Consider the following 21,861-nt stretch of genomic DNA (forward strand, 5'->3'; position numbering starts at 1 on the left):
TCAATCTAGACCAATGATGCCGCCGCGCAACCCGGACCGTTGAGAACCGGCTGTGCATGGAATGACGAACGGAGCTCGTGCGTGCCGACAATTTTCGATGAGTTGCTGGAGCGATTCCAAGCCTATCTCGCGGGCGTCGACAACGATCTGGTCGCGGACAAAGTCGCGCGCATCGGCTGGGACATGCCTGCGCGTTCTCTCGAACCCCGCGCGCTCGGCTGCCTCCGCTATCTCGACCGGCTCGCGGAGCTTGCGCCGTCGAGCGCCAAGCCGCTGACGCGGCTCGTTGCCGACCATCGGGACGAGTTGCGCTGGGGGCAGACCTATACGGCCGCCGATTTCGGGCAGAGCTTCATCGACAATTACGGCTGGCTGGAAGTGTTCGGCACACGCGGGCATTTCGTCAACGAAGAGGTCGCGGCCGGCCTGCTGATCCTCGGGTCCAACATTGTCTATCCCGACCACCATCATATCGCCGAGGAAATCTACATCCCGCTGACCGGCGGCACGGAATGGCGAATGGGCGAGGGCGGTTTCCATGTTCGCGACGCCGGCGAGGTCATTCACCACGCTTCCAACGTCAGCCATGCCATGCGCACGGGCAAGGAACCGCTGATGGCGCTCTATCTCTGGCGCGGCGGACCGCTGGCGCAGAAATCGACGATCGGCTCGATGGTCAACTTGCGGGGCAAGAGCTGATGGCCAGGGCGATCATGCTGCAAGGCACCGGTTCGGATGTCGGCAAGACCGTGCTGGTGGCGGGGCTTTGCCGTGCCGCGAAGAATCGCGGGCTGAAGGTGCGGCCATTCAAGCCGCAGAACATGTCGAACAATGCCGCCGTTGCCGACATTCCAGGCGACGACAAAGCCGGCGAAGGCGAGATCGGCCGCGGGCAATGGCTGCAGGCGCTGGCCTGCGGGGTGAGGCCGACCGTCCATATGAACCCGGTGCTGCTCAAGCCGCAGAGCGATATCGGCTCGCAAGTGGTGGTGCAGGGCAAGGTCTATGGCGAGGCGCGGGCGCGCGACTATCAGGCGATGAAAGCCGGGCTGATGGACGCGGTGCTGGAGTCCTGGGCGAAGGTCGGCGAGGGCGCGGACCTGGTCATCGTCGAGGGTGCGGGCTCGCCCGCCGAGATCAATCTCAGAAGCCGCGACATCGCCAATATGGGTTTTGCCACGCGTGCCAATGTGCCGGTGATCCTGGTCGGCGACATCGACCGCGGCGGCGTCATTGCGTCCGTGGCCGGCACGCATCTGATCCTGCCGGAGGAAGACCGGCGCATGATCGCCGGCTATCTCATCAACAAGTTCCGCGGCGATGTTTCGCTGTTCGACGACGGGATCAGCGCGATCGAAAGGTTCACCGGCTGGCGCTGCTTCGGCGTCGTGCCGTGGCTGAAGGCGGCCGCCCGGCTGCCGTCCGAGGATTCCGTCGTGCTCGAACGCCTCGCTTCCGGTGAGAAACGGGCGCTGAAGGTGGCGGTGCCGATGCTGGCGCGCATCGCCAATTTCGACGATCTCGATCCGCTGAAAGCCGAGCCGCAGGTCGAGGTGGTGTTCGTGCCGCCGGGCAAGAAGCTGCCGGAAGATGCTGGGCTGGTGGTCATCCCCGGCTCCAAATCGACGATCGGCGATCTCCTGAAATTCCGCGAGAACGGCTGGGATCGCGATCTTCTCGCCCATCGCAAGCGGGGCGGCCATATCGTCGGCATCTGCGGCGGCTACCAGATGCTCGGCCGCGTGGTGCGCGATCCCGACGGCATCGAAGGCAGCGCCACCGAGGCCGAAGGCCTTGGCCTGCTCGACATCGAAACGGTGATGGAGCCTGAGAAGACCGTGCGCAATTCAAGCGCGCATTCGATGCAGTTCGGCCTGCCGCTCGAGGGCTATGAGATCCATCTCGGCCGCACCACCGGCCCCGACACGGCGCGACCGTCGACGATCCTCAACGGCGTCGAGGACGGCGCGGTTTCGGCTGACGGCAAGGTGATCGGCACCTATCTGCACGGACTGTTTTCCGCCGACGCTTTTCGCGCCGCCTATCTGGAGAGCCTTGGCGTCAGGGGAGGCGGCATCGACTATCGCGCGGACGTCGAGACGTCGCTGGACGAGGTGGCCGCGGAGTTGGAGAGGCATCTCGACTGCGACGCGATTTTTGGGCTGGCGGGCTGACTACGCCTTTTCGCCCGCCTTCGGCCAGTAAGTGCCGAAGGCCCAGACATTGCCTTCCGGGTCGAGGCAGATGAACTCGCGGCTGCCATAGTCGCGATCGACCAGTTCCTGGATGATTTTCGCGCCGGCCTTCTTGGCACGCGCATAGGCGGCGTCGGCGTCATCGACGGCGATGTAGATCGACTTGCCGCCGCCACCGCCGGGCTCGCCGACCATCTTGCCGTAATCGTCGTCGCGCGCCGTGCCCAGCATGATCATCGAGGAGCCGAAAGTGAGCTCGGCGTGGTGGACGATGTCGCCCTCGCCATAGCGGGCGCGCAGTTTGAAGCCGAAGGCCTCGCTGAGCCAGTCGATCATCTTAGCGGCGTCCCTGTAGCGCAGGGCCGGATAGAGACGGGGTGCTTCGTTTGCTGTCGGCATGACAATCTCCCTGGGTCGGTTGATGAATGCCAGTCTGTGTAAAGGCGGTTTCGGCGTCTTGAAGAAATGTTACCTCGCCAGAGGGCTAGATCATCGCCGCGAGCCCGGTCGGTGTTTCGCCGGCCAACTGACGGAACTCGCGCACGAGATGCGCCTGGTCGGCATAGCCGCAATCGGCGGCGATGCCGGCCCAGTCATTATCCTGCCTCTTCGACAGGGACAGCGCGCGGTTGAAGCGTACGATGCGTGACAATGTCTTCGGGCCGATGCCGATCGCGTCGGTGAATTTGGCGGCCAGATGCTTGCGGCTCCAGCCGATCTCGCCGGCGAGTGCCGAAATGCGGATGCGGCCGCCCGACATGACGACCGTCCTGTACGCCCAGGCGATTTCGGGCGAAAGGGCGTTCGCCTCCGCCAGGCGGCGGGCGATGAAGCCCTCGGCAATGTCGAAGCGCGCGTTCCAATCCGCCGCTTCGCCGAGCTGTTCGCGCAGCGCGATGCCGTCAAAGCCCAGCGCATCATCCAACCCGACCATGCGATCCCGCAGCTCGCTCATCGGCAGGCCGAAGAACTGCCTGGCGCCAAGCGGCGTGAAATTGACCTGGACGCAGCAGGCGCCGCCGAAGGATTCGATCATGACCGGCCCGGCATAGAGGCCGGCGGCGAAGCTGGCGTAGCGGTCATTGTCGCCTGGGCTGTGACCGAGCCCGATGACGAAGGCTTCGGCGAAGCTGATCACCAGCGGCACGGTCAGCGAAGCATATTCGACGATGCGGAAATGGCCGGGGCGGGTCTCGCGGTAGCCGCAGATATCGGTGACACTGCCCGTAAGCAAGGTAGCGGGCTTGCGTCGCACCATCTCGAAATGGAGGGCGGGAGAGCGATTATCCTGGCGATGGCTCTCTGGCTCGTCGGACATGATCCGAGCCTAGCAGAACAGGATCGCAAAAATCAAAAGCGCCCGGCAGGGCCGGGCGCTCCGAGTTGCCTGAGATCTGCGAATTTCAAGCGCCGCGCATCAAACAGCCGGCGGCGAGCACGATGTAGGCGATGAGCATGATCCAAACGGACGCAATCGGAATAAATGCAAGAGCGCCAAGCGCGGCGAGAAGGCCGATGACGGCTATAACCAACGAATAATGAACCCGATCTGGGTGGGTGCACTGAGATTCATGTCTGGTCCCTCCAACATGATTCGCAACACCAGAACTCTACCAGCAGGAGCCCTCACATACCAATGAGCTGGCGCAGCGGGTTGGCGGGGTCGGCCAATAGCTTGATCGCCAGCGCCAGGCAGACCACCACCAGCAGTGGCTTGATCAGCTTCGCGCCAACGCGGATGGCAAGGCTTGCGCCAACGCGGGCGCCGATGAACTGCGCCACGCCCATCATCAGGCCGATCTTCCAGTCGATGACGCCGACCGCGGCGAAGACGACGAAGCCGCCGATGTTGGACGCGAAATTGAGCAGCTTGGTGTGCGCCGTCGCCTTGAGCACGCCATAGCCGGCGAGCGTGACGAAGGCGAGCATGTAGAAGGAGCCGGCGCCGGGACCGAAGAGCCCGTCATAGAAGCCGACCAGCGGCGGGATGATCAACCCGAACAGGAAAGGCGACAGCCGCTCGGCGCGGTCGACATCGTCCATGTTCGGCTTCAGCGCGAAATAGAGCGCGATGGCGATCAGAAGCAGCGGCAACAGCGCGCGCAGGAAATCGCCGGGCACGACGGTCGCCAAAAGCGCCCCGACCGCGCCGCCGACAAGCGCCAGCAGCGCCGACGGCAGCTGGCGGCGCAAATCGACCTGGCCGTTGGCGGCATAATGAATGGTCGCCGAGCCGGAACCGAACATGCCTTGCAGCTTGTTGGTGCCGAGTGCTGCGACCGGCGTAAAACCGGCGAGCAGCAGCGCCGGGATCGTGATCAGCCCGCCGCCGCCGGCGATCGAGTCGACGAAGCCCGCGGCAAAGGCGGCGGCTATGAGGATGAGAACGGTCTGCAGGGTAAGGTCGATCATCGGGAGAGGGTGCTTGGAAGAAAGCCGCAGCTTCCATCACGCTCCACCAGTTTGCGCAAGACCAATTCCACGCTAACAATCTCGACGGAATCGCAAAGGGGAGCTTGATGGCGATGGCGCTGCTCGACCAGATACGTTCGATCTTCGACGGTGACCCGGGCGTGCGCAAGGTGGCGGACGACCCGGTGCTGTCGGCCGAACTTCTGATGTTGTTCCGCATGATCCTGGCCGACGGCTCGGTCTCGGAGAGCGAGATGGTCGTCTTCCGGCGCATCTGCAAGGAAGCCTTCGGCATTCCGGAGGCCAGCATCGATAGCGTCATCGAATATCTTAACGATTATGGCTACGAGACCAACGGCTCGCAGGCGATCGCGCTGTTTCGCGATCTCGATGTCGAGCGCCGGAAGCTGCTTGCGCGCCATATGGCCGAGATCGCCAAGGCCGATGCCAGGCTGGCGGAGAAGGAGGTGAAGCTGCTGCGCCGCACGCTCGACCTGCTCGACATCAGCCCCGTCGACCTGGTGAACCCGGAGGGCTAACGCTTGAGCAAACGGTTCGCTGGCGCAGGGAGTGTTTGAATGGCCTTTGCCGACAGCTATCTCGGGCGATTGCGGGCATTGGTCGGGAACCGTTTGGTGCTGATGCCAGGCGCGCGCATCATCATCGAGCGCCCCGACGGCCGCATCCTGCTGCAGAAGCGAACCGATTTCGGCGTGTGGGGTCTGCCTGGCGGCAATGCCGAGGAAGGCGAAGGCTTGGAAGCGGTGGTGATCAGGGAGGTCATCGAGGAAACCGGGTTGATCGTTAGCGATATCGAACCGTTCGGGTTCGGCTGCGATCCACAATATGAAACCTTCCAGTTTCCGAATGGCGATCGCACCCAATTTTTCGCGCTGGTGTTTTACACGCGTTCCTTCGAAGGCGAGCCGGCCGTCACAGATGATGAAAGCACTGCGGTCGGCTGGTTTGCGCCCGACCGCTTGCCCGAAATGCTGCCCAACATGGCGCGCAGCATAGAGGCTTATCTCCGGTTCAAGGTCTCTGGAAAATTCCAGATGATCTGAGAGGCTAACCTTGCTCCTGCAACCGCCGAGCGATGGCCCGATGCAGGTCAGGGGCAGCGGCGACAAGCGCCTGTGCCCCCTCCGAGTGCGGATGGTCGAGCACATCGGCGGCGCGGCCGCGCTCGACGATCTTGCCTTCATGCATGACCAGCACCTCGTCCGCCATGGCGCGGGCGACCGTCAGGTCATGGGTGATGAAGAGATAGGCGATGCCGAGCTTCTGATTGAGCTCGGCGAAAAGGTCGAGGATCTGGGCGCGGATCGAGACATCCAGCGCCGAGACCGGCTCGTCGGCGACGACGAGCTTGGGCCGCGTTATGATGGCGCGGGCGATCGACAGGCGCTGGCGCTGGCCGCCCGAGAATTCATGCGGGTATTTGTCCATGTCGCGCGGACCAAGGCCGACTTCCTGCAGCGCATGCGCGACCATGTCGCGGCGCTCGGCCTTTGCCGGCTGCTTTTCCAGAAGATGCAGCGGCTCGGCGACCAGCTTTTCCACCTTCTGGCGCGGGTCGAAGGAGCCGTAGGGATCCTGGAACACGACCTGCATGTCGCGCCTTGCCGGCCTCAGCGCCGATTCCGGCTTGCCCGTGATGGGCACGCCACGAAAGCGGATCGTGCCCGCGGTCGGCTTGTCCAAAGCGAGGATCATGCGGGCAAGCGTGGACTTGCCGCAGCCCGAGCGCCCGACCAGCGCCACCGATTGCGCGGGCTCGATGGTGAGCGAGACATCGTCGACGGCGCGGATCGGCTGCGCCGGCCGGAATAGCGATTTGCGTCGCCCCGGATAGTCCCGGCCGACGCTTTCGACTTCGAGCAAGGGTTTTGCCGAGCCGGCAGGGTGCGGCCTTGGGCGCGCCGGCACATGCATGGAGGCGAGCGCCAGCTCGCGCGTGTAAGGATGTGATTGTTCCGACAGCGTGCGGGCGGTGTCGCCGGCTTCCGTCACTTCGCCACGGCGCAGGATGGTCAAGCGGTCGGCCATCTCGGTCACCACCGCGAGATCGTGCGAGATGAGCAGCAGCCCCATGCGGTTTTCGCTGACCAGATCGCGCAGAAGATCGAGGATCTGCGCCTGCAGCACCACGTCGAGCGCCGTCGTCGGCTCGTCGGCGATGAGCAGCTTCGGTTTCAGCGCGCAGGCGATGGCAATGACGACGCGCTGGCGCTGACCGCCCGACAGTTCGTGCGGGTAGCGCGACAGCGGGAATTTTGCCTCCGGCAGTCCGACCCGGTCGAGGATTTTTCGGGCGCGGTCCTCGGCATCGGCGCGGCCTGCCTTGGTATGCCAGCGTATGCCTTCGGCGACCTGCTCGCCGATGGTCTTGACCGGGTTGAGCGCCGTCATCGGCTCCTGGAAGACCATGCCGATATCGTCCCCGCGTAGGGCGCACATCTGGTCCTCGCTCGCGCCGAGGATGTCGATGCCGTCGAAGGCGACGCGCCCTTCAGCGCGCGCCAGATGGGGCAGGAGCCGCATGATCGTCAGCGCCGTCATCGACTTGCCGGAGCCGGATTCGCCGACAAGGCCCACGACCTCGCCCGGCGCGATGGCCAGATCGACGCCTTTGAGGATCGGTGTGGCGCCGATCGTTAGCGACAGGTTCTCGATCTCGAGCAGGCTCATCGGCGCCGCCGCGATTTCGGATCGAGGATGTCGGCGATGCCGTCGCCGAGCAGGTTCAGCCCAAGCACGGTGATGACGATCGCCATGCCGGGGAAGATCGCCATCCAGGGCGCGGTCACCATGCGCGTCTGGGCATCGAACAGCATGCGGCCCCAGCTCGGCATCGGCGGTTGGGCGCCGAGGCCGACATAGGAAAGCCCGGCTTCGGCGAGGATGCCCAGCGCGAACTGGATCGTGCCCTGGACCAGCAGCAGCGTCGTGATGTTGGGCAGGATGTGCTCGGCGGTGATCCGCGTCATGCCCTTGCCGGCGGCGCGCGCGGCAAGGATGAACTCGCGCGGCCAGATGGCTAAAGCGCCGGCGCGGGTGACACGGGCAAAGACCGGGATGTTGAAGATGCCGATGGCGATGATGGCGTTGACGGCGCCGGGACCGAAGATCGCGGTGATCATGATCGCTGACAGCAATGCCGGGAAGGCGAAGACGAGATCGTTGACACGCATCAGCGCCTCGTCGGCCAGTCCGCCGCGCGCGGCGGCGAAGGCGCCGAGCGGCACGCCGATGCCCATGCCGATGCCGACCGCGACCAGCGCCACCGCAATCGAATTGCGGGCGCCGACCATGATCATCGACAGGATGTCGCGGCCGAAATGGTCGGTGCCGAACCAGTGCGCCCAAGAGGGCGCCTGCGTCTTGTCGGCGATCACCAACCTGGTGACGTCGTAAGGCGTCCAGACAAAGGAGAGGAGCGCGACGGCCACAACCAGCAGAGTGATGGCCAGACCGATCAGGAAGGAGCGATTGCCGAAGGCCTTGGCCAGCACGCCGGCAATGGTTTCCTCGGGCAGGTCGATGCGCATGGTCATTGCCGGCCTCTCGAGCGGTTCCGCGTTTCGCGGAATCGCTGAACCGCTCTCAGTATTTGTTTTGGCGCAATTCCGGACGGAAAACCGCTACGCACTTTTCCTGGAATTGCTCTAAGGCGCGGGTCGACGATGGCGTAGGAGAAATCGACGAGGAGGTTGATCAGGATTACGGCGGCGACCAGCAGCATGACGATGCTCTCGACCACGATCAGGTCGCGCTGGGTGATGGCCTGGAAGATCAGCCGCCCGAGGCCGGGCAGGTAGAAGACGTTCTCGATGATGATGGTGCCGGCAAGCAGGAAGGCGAATTGCAGGCCGAGGATGGTGAGCACCGGGATCATGGCGTTGCGCAGCGCATGGCGCCAGAGCACGGCGCGATAGGGCAGGCCCTTAGCGCGCGCGGTGCGGATATAGTCCTCGTTGAGCACCTCGATCAGCGCCGAGCGGGCGACGCGCGCCAGGATCGCCGCCTGCGGCAATGCCAGCGCGACGGCCGGCAACAGCAGGGATTTCAACGCAGCCCAGATGCCGGCGCTCCAGCCCGGAAAGCCGCCGGCCGGCACCAGATGCAGCCAGACGGCGAACAGATAGATCAGCATCAGAGCGAACCAGAAATTCGGCACGGCGACGCCGAGCTGGGCGGCGCCCATGGCGAGCGTATCGCCAGCTCTGCCCTGGCGGCTGGCGGAGAACACGCCGACCGGAATGGCGATGATGGTCGAGAGCGCCAGTGCGATCAGCGCCAGCGGCAGGGAGACGGCAATGCGTTCGCGCACCAGGTCGATGACGGGAACCGAATAGGTGTAGGAGCGGCCGAAATCGAGGCTGAGCAAGCCCGCCGCCCAGTGCAGGTAGCGCAGCACCAGCGGTGCGTTAAGCCCCATCTGGTTGCGCAGCACTTCGACCTGGTCGGCGCTGGCGTTCATGCCCAGCATCAGGCGTGCCGGATCGCCGGGCAGAATCTCCATGACCGCGAACACCACGATCGAGGCCAGCACCAGCGTGAGGGCCGCGATGATGAGGCGCTTGAGCAGGTGTGCGGTCATGGGAGGCGATCGGGCGATCGCGCTGGCTTCAATCCGTCCACTTCACCTTGGTGAGATCGTCAGCCTCGATCGGCCAGTTCGTCCACATGCCCTGCAGCTTGGCGTCCCAGACGCCAATCTTGGGCAGCTCGAACAGGTAGACGGCGGGCACGTCGTGCGCGAGTATCTTCTGCGCCTCGCTCAGCAGCTCCAGCCTCTTGTCCTTGTCGACCGTGGTGCCGAGTTCCTTGATGACATCGTTGAACTTCGGATTGTCATACTGGAAATAGTAGCCGGGCCGCGAATAGATATCGATGTCGTTTGGCTCGACATGGGAAACAATCGTCAGGTCGTAGTCCTTGTTGGTGAAGACCTGGCTCAGCCACTCCGCCCATTCGACCGGAACGATCTGCAGATTGACCCCGATCTCCTTGAGCTGGGACTGAATCACCTGGCCGCCGTCGCGTGCGTAGGGGACGGGCGGCAGCTTGATCGTGGCCGAAAAGCCGTTTTCAAGCCCCGCTTCCTTCAGATACGCCTTGGCCTTGGCGATGTCGTGCGGATAGACGCCGGTGAGATCGACATAGCCCGCATCGCCTGGCGAAAAATGAGAGCCGATCGGCTTTCCAAGACCGTTCGAGGCCGCGGCGATAATGGCACTGCGATCGATCGCGGAGGCGAGCGCCTGCCGCACCGCGAGCTTGTCGAAGGGTGGCTTCTTGTTGTTGATCGACAGGATTGTCTCGCCCTCGGTCGAGCCGATCACGACGCTGAAGCGCGGATCGGATTGGACCTGCGCGAGCGCGTCTTGTGCGGGCATGTTGGCGAAAGCCTGGATATCGCCCGAGAGCAATGCGGGGACAGCCGCTGCCGCGTCCGGCACGATACGGAACGTCGCCTTGTCGAGCGCGGCGGGCGTACCCCAGTAGTCCGGGTTCTTGACGAGCGTGATCTCGGAACCTTTGGCCCAGTGATCGAGCTTGAATGGACCGGTGCCGATCGGCTTGTCCTTGTTGCCGTCGGCCGATGCCCTCCCCACGATTACCGCCGCAACCTGGCCCATGTCATAGAGGAAATCGCCCTGCGGACCGTCGAGCGTAACCTTCACCGTCGCCGGATCGACCGCTGTGACATTGGTGATATGCGCAAAGAGCGGCTTTTGCGGGTTAAGCGAATCCTTGGCCCGCGCCCGGTCCAGCGAGAATTTCACGTCGTCGGCACTGAAGGCCGAGCCGTCATGGAACTTCACGCCGGAATGCAGCTTGAACGTGTAGACCTTGCCGTCGTCGGAGACTGCCCAGCTCTGGGCGAGAGCGGGTTGAACCTGACCGTTGTCGTCGATGCGCGTCAGCCCTTCAAAGACATTGGCATAGGTGACTTCGCCGATGGCCGCGGCCGCGCCGGCGGTCGGATCGAGATGCGGCGGCTCAAGCACGATGCCCAGCGTGAGGTCGCTGCGTGCGGCAAAGGCCGACGTGGCGGCGGCAAGCGACAGCACAGCCGCGGCCAGGGTGGTCTTCCACAGTTTCATCGCTGAACTCCCATTGCTCAAACGTGCTCAGGCTGGCGGATAGAAGCGTGATTTCGCGCGCGAGTAAATTGCGTTTCGTGCTGCCATGTCCCGCCGCGGGAAATGTTTTTCCCGTCAACGGCGCGATTAGGGCGTTTCACCGTTTCACGGAAACGGAGAACCGCTCGCCCTCTTGTTCTTGCGCAATTCCGGACGGAAAACCGTTACACAGTTTTCCTGGAATTGCTCTTAGTCCGTCGTACCTCTCAGCAGGATGTTGAGGCCGATCGCCATCACCTTGGCCGATTCCACCATGTCGGCGATGCCGACCCATTCGTCCGGCCGGTGGGCGAGGTCGAGAATGCCAGGGCCATAGGCGATGCAGTCGTAAAGGTCGCCGATGCGCGCGACATGCTTCTGGTCGTAGGTGCCCGGCGAGATCACATAGTCGGGTTCGCGGTCGAACACCTCCATGATGCCTTTCGCGACAGCTTTCACCACCGGCGCGTCGCGCTCGGTCATCAGCGGCAGCACCTCCATCAGGTCGCGGATCTCGTAGTCGAATTTATTCCGCTCGCGCTTCAGCCGGTCGAGGATGCCGGTGACTTCGCCTTTCACGGTGGTGATGTCCTCTTCGAGCAGGAAGCGCCGGTCGATGGTCAGCCGACAGGAATCGGGCACGTTGGGCGAGGGCAGCCCCGGCCGGAAGTCCTCGGTCTGGCCGCCATGGATGGAATTGATGTTCATGGTCGAGCGCCTGGCGCCTTCGGGCACCACCGGCATGCGCGTCATCTTGCGGTCGAGCGCCGGGAACAATTCTTCTTCGAAGGCCTGCAGGACAGCGCCCATATGGCGCACCGCATTGTCGCCGAGGAACGGCATCGAGCCATGCGCGATCTCACCCTTGGTCTCAACCTCGGCCCACCAGACGCCGCGATGGCCAAGGCAGATGCGATCCTTGTTCAGCGGCTCGGGGATGATGACATGGTCGACCTTCGGCCTGGAGAAATAGCCGAGCCTGGCCAGATGCGCGACGCCGCCGAAACCGCCCGATTCCTCGTCCGCCGTGCCCGATATCTCAATGGCGCCGGGGAAATCCGGATAGGTTGCCATGAAGGCTTCGACGGCAATGACGGAGGCTGCCAGACCGCCCTTCATGTCGCACGCGCCGCGGCCATAGACCCTGCCGCCCCTCACCACGCCGGCAAAGGGATCGACGGTCCAGCCGTCGCCCGCCTCGACCACGTCGATATGTGAGTTGAAATGCACGCAGGCGCCGGGCGAGCGGCCGTCGAAACGGGCGACGATATTGACGCGCGGATAGCGGTCGCTGTCGCCGGGCGCGCCCTCGGCACGGATGAATTCGGTTTCGAAGCCGCGTTTCTTCAGGCGCGCGCCAAGAAACTCGGCACATGGCCGGTAGGCCTCGCCTGGCGGATTGACGGTTGGGAAGCGGATCAGGTCGGCGGTCAGCGCAACAAGGTCGTCGGTCCGGTCCTCGACCGCCTTGAGAAGTCGTTCATCCATGCGGCGGATTGAAGAAGGAACGCAGCACTTTTGCAAGCAGCAGTCACTCATTGCCATACGACGATCCAGGCATGGCCCAACGCCCGCCTAAACTCCAGAGGGTGCGTGTCGCGGCAGCAACTATACCGGGAAATCGTTCAAATTCACCGCATTGGATTGGCGGTTTCGTCAACGAGTGTGTGGTACTTAACGCACCTGCCGGCAAAAAGATGGAAAACCGCGTGGATGGCAGGGGGCAATCAAAGGGGTTTGATCGCATGAAAAAGTTCGTTCTCACGGCAACCGTGCTGACAACCGCGTTGTTCGGCATGTCCATCGCAAGCCGGGCGGCCGCGCTGGTCGCCAATATCGACGTCTCGTCGCAGACCATGACCGTCAGCAAATACGGCCAGGTCGTCTATCGCTGGAGCGTGTCGACCGCGCGCAAGGGTTATTTCACGCCGCGCGGCAGCTACCGGCCGCAATGGACCGCCCGGATGTGGTATTCGCGCAAATACGACAACTCGCCGATGCCCTATTCGGTGTTCTTCCACGGCGGCTACGCCATTCACGGCACCGGGTCGGTGAGAAATCTCGGGCGCCCGGCCTCGCATGGCTGCGTGCGCCTGCATCCGGCCAATGCCGCGACCTTCTACACGATGGTCAAGGAAGTCGGCTTCGGCAACACGCGGATCGTCGTGACCAACTGACCTAAAGCGCGTCGCAATCTTTCAGATTCGCTCCATGCGCTTTAGGTTCTTGATTTGCGCATGTCTTTTATCCCGAAACCGGTTCCCACTTTCGGGAGACATGCTTTAAAGGCCGACTGTCGCCTTCGACTGTCCGCGCTTACGGCGGCGGCCGCTGATTTCCCAGCGCTTGTGGAACCACATCCACTGGCCGGGATCCTCACGCACCCAGCGCTCGACCACATTGGTGAGTAGCTGGGCAGTGGCGCTGACGTCGACGCTGCCGCCTTCGGTGCGCGGCAAGATCAGCCTGTCCTCGATTTCCAGACGGAAGCGGTTGCCGGGCAACCTGACGCAGCGGGCGGGGTAGACATCGCAATCGTAGTGGCGGGCCAGCATGCCGAGCATCGGATTGCTCTGGCATGGGCGGCCGAAGAAGGTCGTGTCCACGCCGCCGGAGAATTTCTGGTCGACCAGCACGCCGATATTGCCGCCCTTTTCCAGGATGGCGGCAAGGGCGAAGGACGCTCCGGCGGCGGAGGGCAGCAGCGCGCCCATCGAGGAGCGGCGCGTCGAGTGGATGTAGTCGGCGAGGTAGGGGTTGTTCGGCGGGCGAAACAGCGCCGTGATATTCATGCCGAAGGTGGCGGCGGCCACCGGCAGCAGCTCGAAATTGCCGAGATGGCCGGTGAACAAGATATGCGGCTTCTTCTCGCCGGCGATCTCAAGGAAATGCTCGACGCCGCGCACCTCGACCCGGCCCGGCTTCGAAGCGTCCGGATCGAAGTCGAACAATGCATCGAGGAAGATGTATTCGGCCGCGAGGCGGGCCATGTTGCCCCACATGTCGCGCGCGATGGCTTCGATCTCGGCGTCGCTCTTTTGCGGGTAGGCAAGGCGCAAATTGTTGACCGCAACGCGATGGCGCCCAACCAGCGGGCCGATACGGCGGGCGACACGGTCGGCGAAGTTGAGCGCGCTGTCCGGCGGCAACAGGCGCAGCAGCGAGAGCAACACGATGGCGAGCTTGGCGACCAGCCAGTGCTCCAGCTGGCGCAGCCGCCGGCCGTAGCGGAACATGAAGTCCCGGCGGGCTTTCCTGAACACCGTGCCGACCATCCGCCTTCCTGGAACTGCTTTAGGAAACGCGCAGGATGATCTTGCCGAAGACGTCGCGGCCTTCCATGCGCTTCAGCGCGGCATCGATATCGTCGAAGCCGACTTCGGTGTCGATGACCGGGGCGACGAGGCCGGCGGCCATTTTCTGCATGGCATTGGCCATGTTCTCCATGCGGCAGCCGAAGGAGCCGAGCAGCTTCAGCTGCTGCTGGAAGAGCTGCATCAGGTTGACCTGCGTCGACACGCCCGAGGTCGAGCCGCAGGTGACGAGGCGGCCGCCGCGCTTCAAGGACAGCATCGAGCCGGCGAATGTGTCGGCGCCGACATGCTCGAAGACCACGTCGACGCCCTTCTTCTTCGTCAGCTTGCGCACGACGCCTTCAAAACGATCCTCGCGGTAATTGATGACATGGTCGGCGCCAAGCGCCTTGGCCTTGTCGATCTTGTCGTTCGAGCCGACCGTGGCGATGACCGTGCAGCCCATCTTCTTGGCCAACTGGATGGCGGCCGTGCCGATGCCGGAGCCGCCGGCATGGACGAGGATGGTTTCGCCAGGCTCCAGCTTCGCGTTGTCGAACAGCATGTGCTCGACCGTGCCGAAGGTGACGGGCGCGACCGCGGCGCCCATTTCGCTAACGCCGAGAGGAGCGGGCACCAGGAGGCGCGCCGGCAGGTTGATCCTTTCCTGGGCGAAGCCGTCGAGATGGAAGCCGTGCACGCCGGCGACATGCTCGCAGAGATTGTCGCGGCCTTCGCGGCAGGCGCGGCACAGCCCGCAGGTGCGCGCGCCATAGATCGACACCAATTGTCCGGGCTGCAGGCCGGAGACGCCGGGGCCGACTGCCTCGACCTCGCCGGCGGCTTCGGCGCCGACGACCAGCGGCAGCTTGCGCTTGGCAAAGGCCATGCCGCGCCAGCCCCAGACATCGATATGGTTGAGCGCCACCGCCTTGATACGGAGCGTCACTTCGCCCAGCGAAGGCGGCGGGGGAGGCGGCAGGTCCACCGTTTCGAGACGGCGGTCCTCGATAAGTTGCAATGCGCGCATTGGGCCTGTCAGTTCGGTTCTAAAGCGCAATGCGCTTTAGTTTCTTTGTTACGCACGTCGTTGTCGCAAAACCGATTTCAGTTTTGCGCGACATGCATTGCGGAAAAAATCCGCTTAGACCGGTTCCCGCGCCATGACAAGGCAGGTGTTCTGGCCGCCAAAGCCGAAGGAGTTCGACAAAACCGTGCCGACCTCGGCGTCACGCTTCTTGTTCGGGACGACGTCGAGGACAATAGCCGGATCGGGATTGTCGTAATTGATGGTCGGCGGGATGACGCTTTCGCGCATGGTCATCAGCGAGAAGGCGGCCTCCACCGCACCGGCAGCGGACAGTGTGTGGCCGATCATCGACTTGTTCGAGGAGATCGGCATGGAGCCGATGCGCTCGCCGAAGACGGTGGACAGCGACAGGTGCTCCATCTTGTCGTTCTCGGGGGTCGAGGTGCCGTGCGCATTGACGTAGTCGATCTCGTCTTCGCCGAGGCCCGCATCGGCAAGGGCAGCGCGCACGGCCGCGATCGCCGGCGAGCCGTCGGGCTTGGAGCGGGTGCGATGGAAATCGTCGGCTTTCTCGCCGCAGCCGCGCATGATGCCCAGGATCGTCGCGCCGCGCGCAAGGGCGGCTTCCAGCGATTCCAGCACCAGTGCGCCGGAGCCTTCGGCCAGCACGAAGCCATCGCGGTCCTTGGAGAATGGCTTTGAGGCCTTCTCGGGAATGTCGTTGTGGGTGGACAGCGCCGAGAGCAGCGAGAAACGGATCAGCGCTTCGGCGGTCGCCGAGCCGTCGGCGCCGATCGACAGCGCCTTGTCGCACTCGCCGCGCCGGATCGCCTCGACCCCGAGCTGGATGGCGGTGGCGCCCGAGGCGCAGGCGGTGGACAAAGTGATCGGCAAGCCGCGCGTGCCGAAGCGGTCGGCCAGGCGATCGGCGATCGAGCCGAACTGCGTGGTCTCGAAGACATCCAGCTCCTTCAACCCGCGCGCCACGCGCAGCAACCTCTCGGCGCCTGCCTCCTGCTTGTCGGAATTATAGAGCGAGAAGCGGTCGGCCCAGTCGAGCTCGACCGGCGGCGAGGCCAGGAACAGCGGGCCGCCGAAATCGCCGGAATCGAGGCCCGCATCCGAGACGGCCTCCTGGGCCGCCGTCTCGGCCAGTTCGTAGGTGAGATGGCTCGCGCCCTTCGAGCTCGAGGGCAGGAAGTCGACCATTCCGGAGATGCGGGTGTTGAGGTGGTCGACCGGAAAGCGGGTGATCGGATGGATGCCGGATTTGCCCGAGGTCAGCGCCGCCCAATTGTCGGCCTTGCCGATGCCGAGCGAGGTCACCACGCCGATGCCGGTAACGGCGACGATCGGCCTGCCCATGTGATCGCGAAGATTGGCCATGCTTTGTCTGCCTCGTTATCGAGCAATTCCAGGAAGCGTGTGCAGCGGTTTTCCGCCCGGAATTGCGAAAAACCGATCTAAGCGGCTTTAATCAGCCCCAGGCCCTCGAATTGGTGATAGCCGATCGCGGTTGCAAGGACGGAATTGGGCACGCCTTTGAATGGGCGCTCCACTGTGGCATCGAAGACAGGATAGCCGGCGCCGCGGTCAACGGCCAACGCCGCGAGCGCAACCGCAAAGGGGAATTGCGCTTCCTTCATATGGCCGGTCAGCGTCGAGAAGGCTCGCACGGCCAAAGCCGGGTTGGCGTCGAGCACCGCCTTTTCGGCCGCCGTGGCGGCATGGGCGCCGGAGGCGGCGGAAATCGTAAGCAGGTCGCCGTCGGGAAGGTTGGCCTGCTTCAACAGCGAAGCAATCTCTGAATTCAACTCGCCTTGCCGGCGCCTGGCGCGGCCGGAGACGACGGGGCCAAGCTCGGCGTAGATCTTGCGGCCGCGGTTTTTTGCGTGCTCGCGCTGTTCGAGCACCAGGAAGACGCCGCCGGAGCCCGTGACCACGCCGCCGCCTTCTGAGCCCTGGCGTTGCCAGACCGGTTTCCACGGTCCGCGATGCAGGTAGCCGGCAAGCTCATAGCCGAGCAGCATGTCGGAATGCTCGGTCTGAAAAGCGCCGCCGACCAGAACATGGGTCGACTGTCCCGAGCGGATGCGCGCGGCCGCCGTCTCTACGGCCGAGACGCCTGCGCCTTCTTCGCCCATGAAGGTGCGAGAGGAACCGGTGACCTTGTGGACGATCGAGATGTTGCCGGCGAGCAGGTTGGAGAGCTGGGCGAGGAACAAAGTCGGCCGCAGTTCCGTCGTCAGCTTCTCGTTGAGCAGCACGTCGCGGTCATTGCGGCTCTCGGAGGCCGCAAGGATCACAGCATCGACGGCTTCGTCGCGCTCGCCGCCGCCGGCCGCCACCACCATGTCCATGGTGGTGCAGAGCTCGTCATTGCCCTTGATGCCGGCGTCGTCCAGCGCCAGCCCCGCGGCATAGGTTCCGAGCCGCTGCCAGGTTTCCATCTGGCGCTGGTCGCCACGCTTGGCGATCTGCAGGTTCCAGTCGATCTCGGGCAGGGGATGGATGGTGTAGGGCGGGAAGCGCGCCGCATCGAGCACCGGCTGGAAACCGGGCTGCGTCAGCTTTTGCCAGTGCGCGTCGGGACCTTCTCCCAATGACGAGACAAGGCCGATCCCGGTGATGACGACGTCGTGGGAACTCATGGGCGGCTATTGTGGGTCAGGCGACTTTTTGATTTTGCGCATGATCCCTTCCGAAAATCGATGCCGATTTCGGGCTCATGCGCCGAGCGCGTCAAGTTCGCGCGCTCTATGGACATCAGGCGTTCTTGGCCGCGACCAGAGCATCGATCTTGGCGCACAGGTTCTTCATGACGAAATAATCGTCGGTCGAAGCCTTGCCGTCATTGACCTCCTGCGTCCACTTCTCGAGCGGCACCTTGATGCCGAATTCCTTGTCGATGGCGAAGACGATGTCGAGGAAATCGAGGCTATCGATGCCGAGATCGTCGATGGTGTGGCTCTCCGGCGTGATGGTGTCGATGTCGATCTCGCTGGTGTCGGCAATGATCTTGGCGACTTTCTCGAAAGTGGTGGACAAGGGCTCTTCCTTCGGTTGCGGGCGGAATCTGTCCGCATCTTGTTTGGGCGCTGTCTAATCGGTTTTTCCCGGCAGGAAAAGGCCTGATGCGCCGGGGGCAGATGGGTAGGGGATTGAGGAAAGGCAAGAAGGGCCGCCGGTCGAACCGGCGGCCCTTCCCATTTTATGCTGCGTAAGCTTTCGATGTCGATGCATGTCGTTCTCCCAAAGCCGGAACCACTTTGGGCGACATGCATCAGTCGCGGAGCTTGACCAGGTCGTTGAGCAGCCCGCCCGTTCCGTTGTGGACGGTGAGCCGCTCGACCTTGCCGGCGATGGCTTCGAGAGCCTCGAGCTCCTTCAGCCGCAGCATCACCGGGTTCTCGGCCATCACCTTGGCCGTGTTGAGCAGCGAACGGGTGGCGTTCGTCTCCTCGCGGCGGCGGATGACGTTGGCCTCGGCCTGCTTCTCGGCCGAAACCACCTGGTTGAGGATCTCGCGCATATCGCCCGGCAGGATGACATCCTTGAGAGCGATATCGCTGACCTCGACGCCGATCGCGGCCATGTCGTCGCGCACCTTGGCCGCCGCGTCCTCGTCGACCGTCACCTTCTTGTCGAGGATCTGGTCGAGCGTGAGCGCGCCAAGCGTCTTGCGGAAGGGCGCGGTAGAGGGCTTCCGAGAAGTCCTTCACCGTGCTCACCGCCGTCACCGGATCGACGACCCGGTATTCGGCGGCGATGTTGACGCGGATCGTCACGCGATCCCTGGTCAACACTTCCTGCCCGGCGACATCGAGCGACTGGCGCTTGATGTCGACGACCTTCACCTGGACCATGCGCCCGACATTCCAGAAGGCGTGCACGCCCGCTTGGAGCGTGCGGACGAAGACGCCGTCCACGAACAGCAGCCCGACCTGGCCGTCCACGACCGGATAGAGGAACACATGCTCCGTCTTGCGGGCCTGGCCGATCCGGCGCATCAGGGCCGGATCGACAGCCAGATCGGCCGCCGTGTCGACGGACGTGATCTTCCACGGTCCGGCATCGGTCCACAGCACGAGCTTGCGGTCCGGAGTGAGCACGGCATGCAAAGTACCGTCGCGCTCGATGACCGCAACCTCCGTGCGTCCGGTGCGGACGACGGTGAGGTGACGCGCGGCCACATCCGGGAGCTTGTCGAGCAACGCCTTCTCGTAAGCCGAAACGAATTCCGGGTTCTTCAGGTCGTGCCTGGAGATTTCCAGGTTGCCGCGCCGGTTGGCGAGCCAATGCTCGCCCGGCATCAGGATCGCCTGGATCTCACCCTTGTAGAGGGCGACGGCACGTTCATTTTCCTTCACGAGGACGCGCTGGCGTCCAAGAAGCTTTTCGAGAATGGTCTTCATTGTCTTACTCCTGTCGGGCATGGCCTCATGCGAGGCGTCACGTCATGCGTCGAGCATCCTTTCGTTTCCTGTTTCACGTCGTACTTCGTCTCCCCGGCACGAATGATCCGGGGACCGGTGGCATCGATCCGCGGCGGGCCTTCGGGAGCGGATCGCGGGGCGGCGAAGCGGGCGCCGGAAACCGAAGCTTCCTTTGCCGGCCGCGTCGCGCCTTGATCGTCACCGCGGGCCTGGCCGCGAGCCGATGGCGCAGGACGTCGCCGCCCGGCGAGGCCGAAACCTTGCCGTCCGTGAAGTCCTCGCATTCCGGTCCCCGGACCGTTTTGGATAACACCACCTGAAGTGTCGGCTTATCAGGCCGTTGGAGAAGGAATCGAACCTTCGACAGTCAGATGACAAATCTGATGCTCTACCAACTGAGCTATCCGTGTCGTGGGTGTGGGAATCGAACCCTGCCTCCGGACGAAATCCGGCGCTCTCCATGAGCTACACCCCGCAAGTCCCAACACTCCGAAACGGCGCCGTACACAGCGCGGCAAAGCCGGCTGCGCGGGCGGAGGCGAAAGCTCCAAACCGCTGTGCTCGCTTCGGTTTTCGTGACCGGGAGCGCGCCTATAGACCCTGCGACGGGTTGTCGCAAGCGGCATTGTCGCGGCGGACTTGCGGCTTCTTCCGGGAGTTGTATTTCGGCAACACCGGTTGGCGCGGCGCCTTAGAACGTGACCCGTCCAAGCACCTTGAGGCCATCACCATCCGGCGCCACCACCACGGCTTCGCCCTCGCGTGGCGCGACGCCGGTGAGCGCCTCGATATTTTCCACATGCGTTACCAGGACCAGATTGTCGGAGCCGGAATAGCCGCGGATCTCCTTGATGATCGCGGCCATTTGCGCGGCCTTTTCGGCCGGGTCGGTTTTGAGCAGGTCGAGCGGCGCGAAGGGCTGCGGCTCGGATTCAAAAGCGATGCGGGCGGTGTCCAGGCAGCGGCAGTAGCGGCTGGAGAGCACATGATCGATCGGCGCCGCGCGCGCCGCGAACAGCGCGCCGATGCGGCTTGCCTGCTGCTTGCCGCGCTCGGACAGATTGAGCTGCGTGGCGCAATTGCCGATGTCGAAATTGGCCGGGTCCGTCGCCCCGGTGACGAAGGCGTGGCGAAGCAGCACGACATGGCCGCCGTCGCGCAGCAGCGCCCAGCCGGCATCGGTCGCGTGGGCAAGGCTCGGAACAGCTAGGAGGATAAGCACCAGAACAAGTCGCAGCATCGGAAGTCCTATGGCGGCCCGGGCGAACCAGGTCGTGATTGGCATATAGGGACCGCAAAGCCGTCCGGAAAACAAGCAGAGGCGCCGGAGATCGGCCCGCCGCGCCGGTTGCGCCGCGGTCGGGGCTCGCCTATCACGGGAAAAATGTCTCCGCCCGCAAAATGACTCCACTCACCGAAACCGTCCTCTTCGTCTTCAGCCTTGTGGCGCTCGGCTACCTTGCCGGGCTCACCGGCTATTTGAAGCCAGTGAGCGGGGAGGGCATTTCCGAATTCGCCGTCAACGTGGCGATGCCGCTACTGCTCTTCCAGACCATGGTCAAATCGGATTTCCACGGCGTCACGCCTTGGTCGCTGTGGAGCGCCTATTTCGCGGCCGCCGCCATCACCTGGGCCGCGGGCCATCTGGTGGTGACGCGGCTGTTCGGGCGAGATGCCCGCGCCGGCATCGTCGGCGGCGTATCCTCGGCCTATTCCAATGTGGTGCTGCTCGGTGCGCCCTTCATCCTGGGCATATTCGGCGCCAGCGGCTTCGAGGTGCTGTCGCTGCTGGTCTCGGTTCACCTGCCGATCATGATGATGACCTCGATCGTGTTGTTCGAGATGTTCGGGCGCGGCAGCGGCGAGACGGTGCATCCTGTGCGCGTCGTCAAAAGCTTCCTCCGGCGCCTGTTCATCAATCCGCTGATCATCGGCATCCTGGCGGGGCTCGCCTGGCGCCTCACCGGCGCACCGATGCCGGACCTGGTCGAGCGGCTGGTCGACACGCTTGCCGGCACGGCCGGTCCGGTGGCGCTGTTCGCCATGGGGCTCAGCCTGCGCCGCTTCGGCATCTCCGGCAATATCAGGCCGGCGCTGGCGCTGTCGGTGCTGAAACTGTTCCTGATGCCGGCGCTTGTGCTGGCCTTCGTCTGGCTTCTCGGCCTGCCGCCGCTGACGGCCAAGGTGGCGGTGGTGGTTGCGGCGCTGCCTTCGGGCATCAATTCCTACCTGATCGCCGTCCAGTTCAACACCGGCCAGGCGCTGGCCTCGAACCAGATGACGCTTGCCACCGCAAGCGCGGTCGTGACCACGTCGTTCTGGCTGACGGTGGTGATCCACGTCTTCGGATAAGGGATGGCGTTA

At 64.0% G+C, this 21,861-nt stretch carries 21 protein-coding genes, 1 tRNA gene and 1 pseudogene; 6 read left to right on the top strand and 17 right to left on the bottom strand.

All coding sequences use genetic code 11. The annotated features are described in order from the left end of the window. Nucleotides 1–81: 81 nt before the first annotated feature. Both LB553_RS04750 and LB553_RS04755 read left to right on the top strand, forming a co-directional pair. Nucleotides 82–699: a dimethylsulfonioproprionate lyase family protein gene (locus tag LB553_RS04750; RefSeq protein WP_224511118.1), complete on the top strand. Its 618-nt coding sequence runs from the start codon at nt 82–84 to the stop codon at nt 697–699. Then, nucleotides 699–2,174 (top strand): cobyric acid synthase, encoded by a 1,476-nt coding sequence (locus LB553_RS04755; protein WP_224511120.1) that lies wholly within the window; start codon nt 699–701, stop codon nt 2,172–2,174. Before LB553_RS04750 ends, LB553_RS04755 begins: the two co-directional genes overlap by 1 nt. On the opposite strand, the gene LB553_RS04760 is transcribed toward LB553_RS04755, so the two are convergent. The 3 genes from LB553_RS04760 to LB553_RS04770 form a co-directional block, all read right to left on the bottom strand. Next, nucleotides 2,175–2,594, bottom strand: a complete 420-nt coding sequence (locus LB553_RS04760; RefSeq protein ID WP_224511122.1) for a VOC family protein — start codon at nt 2,592–2,594, stop codon at nt 2,175–2,177. Nucleotides 2,595–2,679: 85 nt separating this feature from the next. Further along, nucleotides 2,680–3,513, bottom strand: coding sequence for a helix-turn-helix domain-containing protein (locus LB553_RS04765; RefSeq protein WP_224511124.1), 834 nt, complete (start codon nt 3,511–3,513; stop codon nt 2,680–2,682). Between the two features lie 308 nt (nt 3,514–3,821). Continuing rightward, entirely contained in the window at nt 3,822–4,607 is a 786-nt protein-coding gene (locus tag LB553_RS04770) for a TSUP family transporter (protein ID WP_224511126.1), read from the bottom strand. A gap of 107 nt (nt 4,608–4,714) precedes the next feature. Between LB553_RS04770 and LB553_RS04775 the strand changes: the two genes are divergently transcribed. After that, nucleotides 4,715–5,146, top strand: a complete 432-nt coding sequence (locus LB553_RS04775) for a TerB family tellurite resistance protein (RefSeq protein ID WP_224511128.1) — start codon at nt 4,715–4,717, stop codon at nt 5,144–5,146. A gap of 39 nt (nt 5,147–5,185) precedes the next feature. Next, on the top strand, nt 5,186–5,671 hold the full coding sequence (locus LB553_RS04780) for an NUDIX domain-containing protein (RefSeq protein ID WP_224511130.1): 486 nt from the start codon (nt 5,186–5,188) through the stop codon (nt 5,669–5,671). 4 nt (nt 5,672–5,675) lie between these two features. Here the strand turns inward: LB553_RS04780 and LB553_RS04785 are convergent, their stop codons facing one another. The 5 genes from LB553_RS04785 to LB553_RS04805 all read right to left on the bottom strand — a co-directional run bounded on the left by LB553_RS04785 (nt 5,676) and on the right by LB553_RS04805 (nt 12,226). Beyond that, complete coding sequence (locus LB553_RS04785) at nt 5,676–7,298, bottom strand: ABC transporter ATP-binding protein (RefSeq protein WP_224511132.1); 1,623 nt, start codon at nt 7,296–7,298, stop codon at nt 5,676–5,678. Beyond that, the gene (locus tag LB553_RS04790; RefSeq protein WP_224511134.1) at nt 7,295–8,164 is read right to left on the bottom strand and encodes an ABC transporter permease; all 870 of its coding nucleotides are present in this window, start codon (nt 8,162–8,164) and stop codon (nt 7,295–7,297) included. Before LB553_RS04790 ends, LB553_RS04785 begins: the two co-directional genes overlap by 4 nt. Next, nucleotides 8,161–9,210, bottom strand: a complete 1,050-nt coding sequence (locus LB553_RS04795) for an ABC transporter permease (RefSeq protein WP_224511135.1) — start codon at nt 9,208–9,210, stop codon at nt 8,161–8,163. The genes LB553_RS04790 and LB553_RS04795 overlap by 4 nt, the downstream gene beginning before the upstream one ends. A gap of 28 nt (nt 9,211–9,238) precedes the next feature. Further along, on the bottom strand, nt 9,239–10,720 hold the full coding sequence (locus LB553_RS04800) for an ABC transporter substrate-binding protein (RefSeq protein WP_224511138.1): 1,482 nt from the start codon (nt 10,718–10,720) through the stop codon (nt 9,239–9,241). A 228-nt stretch (nt 10,721–10,948) separates the two neighbouring features. Further along, nucleotides 10,949–12,226 (bottom strand): acetylornithine deacetylase/succinyl-diaminopimelate desuccinylase family protein, encoded by a 1,278-nt coding sequence (locus LB553_RS04805; protein ID WP_224511140.1) that lies wholly within the window; start codon nt 12,224–12,226, stop codon nt 10,949–10,951. A gap of 257 nt (nt 12,227–12,483) precedes the next feature. On the opposite strand from LB553_RS04805, the gene LB553_RS04810 reads away from it, so the two are divergent. Next, nucleotides 12,484–12,915, top strand: a complete 432-nt coding sequence (locus LB553_RS04810) for a L,D-transpeptidase (RefSeq protein WP_224511142.1) — start codon at nt 12,484–12,486, stop codon at nt 12,913–12,915. Between the two features lie 105 nt (nt 12,916–13,020). Here LB553_RS04810 and LB553_RS04815 read toward each other — a convergent pair whose 3' ends face one another. From LB553_RS04815 to LB553_RS04850, 9 genes and pseudogenes are all read right to left on the bottom strand, one after another. Continuing rightward, on the bottom strand, nt 13,021–14,013 hold the full coding sequence (locus LB553_RS04815) for a lipid A biosynthesis lauroyl acyltransferase (RefSeq protein WP_224511145.1): 993 nt from the start codon (nt 14,011–14,013) through the stop codon (nt 13,021–13,023). A gap of 19 nt (nt 14,014–14,032) precedes the next feature. Then, nucleotides 14,033–15,061, bottom strand: a complete 1,029-nt coding sequence (locus LB553_RS04820) for a zinc-binding dehydrogenase (protein ID WP_224511147.1) — start codon at nt 15,059–15,061, stop codon at nt 14,033–14,035. A gap of 114 nt (nt 15,062–15,175) precedes the next feature. Continuing rightward, nucleotides 15,176–16,447 carry a beta-ketoacyl-ACP synthase gene (locus tag LB553_RS04825; protein ID WP_224511149.1) on the bottom strand — a complete coding sequence of 424 codons (1,272 nt, stop codon included), beginning with the start codon at nt 16,445–16,447 and terminating at the stop codon, nt 15,176–15,178. Between the two features lie 77 nt (nt 16,448–16,524). Next, on the bottom strand, nt 16,525–17,712 hold the full coding sequence (locus LB553_RS04830) for a beta-ketoacyl-ACP synthase (RefSeq protein ID WP_224511151.1): 1,188 nt from the start codon (nt 17,710–17,712) through the stop codon (nt 16,525–16,527). A 115-nt stretch (nt 17,713–17,827) separates the two neighbouring features. Next, the gene (locus LB553_RS04835) at nt 17,828–18,109 is read right to left on the bottom strand and encodes an acyl carrier protein (protein ID WP_040981809.1); all 282 of its coding nucleotides are present in this window, start codon (nt 18,107–18,109) and stop codon (nt 17,828–17,830) included. 235 nt (nt 18,110–18,344) lie between these two features. Continuing rightward, entirely contained in the window at nt 18,345–18,698 is a 354-nt protein-coding gene (locus tag LB553_RS30760) for an SPFH domain-containing protein (protein WP_412033248.1), read from the bottom strand. A 109-nt stretch (nt 18,699–18,807) separates the two neighbouring features. After that, nucleotides 18,808–19,497 (bottom strand): annotated as a pseudogene (locus tag LB553_RS30765) (SPFH domain-containing protein); the annotation flags it as partial. A gap of 340 nt (nt 19,498–19,837) precedes the next feature. Next, nucleotides 19,838–19,903, bottom strand: a tRNA-Thr gene (locus LB553_RS04845). A gap of 285 nt (nt 19,904–20,188) precedes the next feature. After that, on the bottom strand, nt 20,189–20,737 hold the full coding sequence (locus LB553_RS04850; protein WP_224511152.1) for a histidine phosphatase family protein: 549 nt from the start codon (nt 20,735–20,737) through the stop codon (nt 20,189–20,191). A gap of 161 nt (nt 20,738–20,898) precedes the next feature. Between LB553_RS04850 and LB553_RS04855 the strand changes: the two genes are divergently transcribed. Then, the gene (locus LB553_RS04855; protein ID WP_224511154.1) at nt 20,899–21,849 is read left to right on the top strand and encodes an AEC family transporter; all 951 of its coding nucleotides are present in this window, start codon (nt 20,899–20,901) and stop codon (nt 21,847–21,849) included. Nucleotides 21,850–21,861: the final 12 nt, after the last annotated feature.

Source organism: Mesorhizobium sp. CA8, from assembly GCF_020164955.1.
GTDB lineage: Bacteria > Pseudomonadota > Alphaproteobacteria > Rhizobiales > Rhizobiaceae > Mesorhizobium.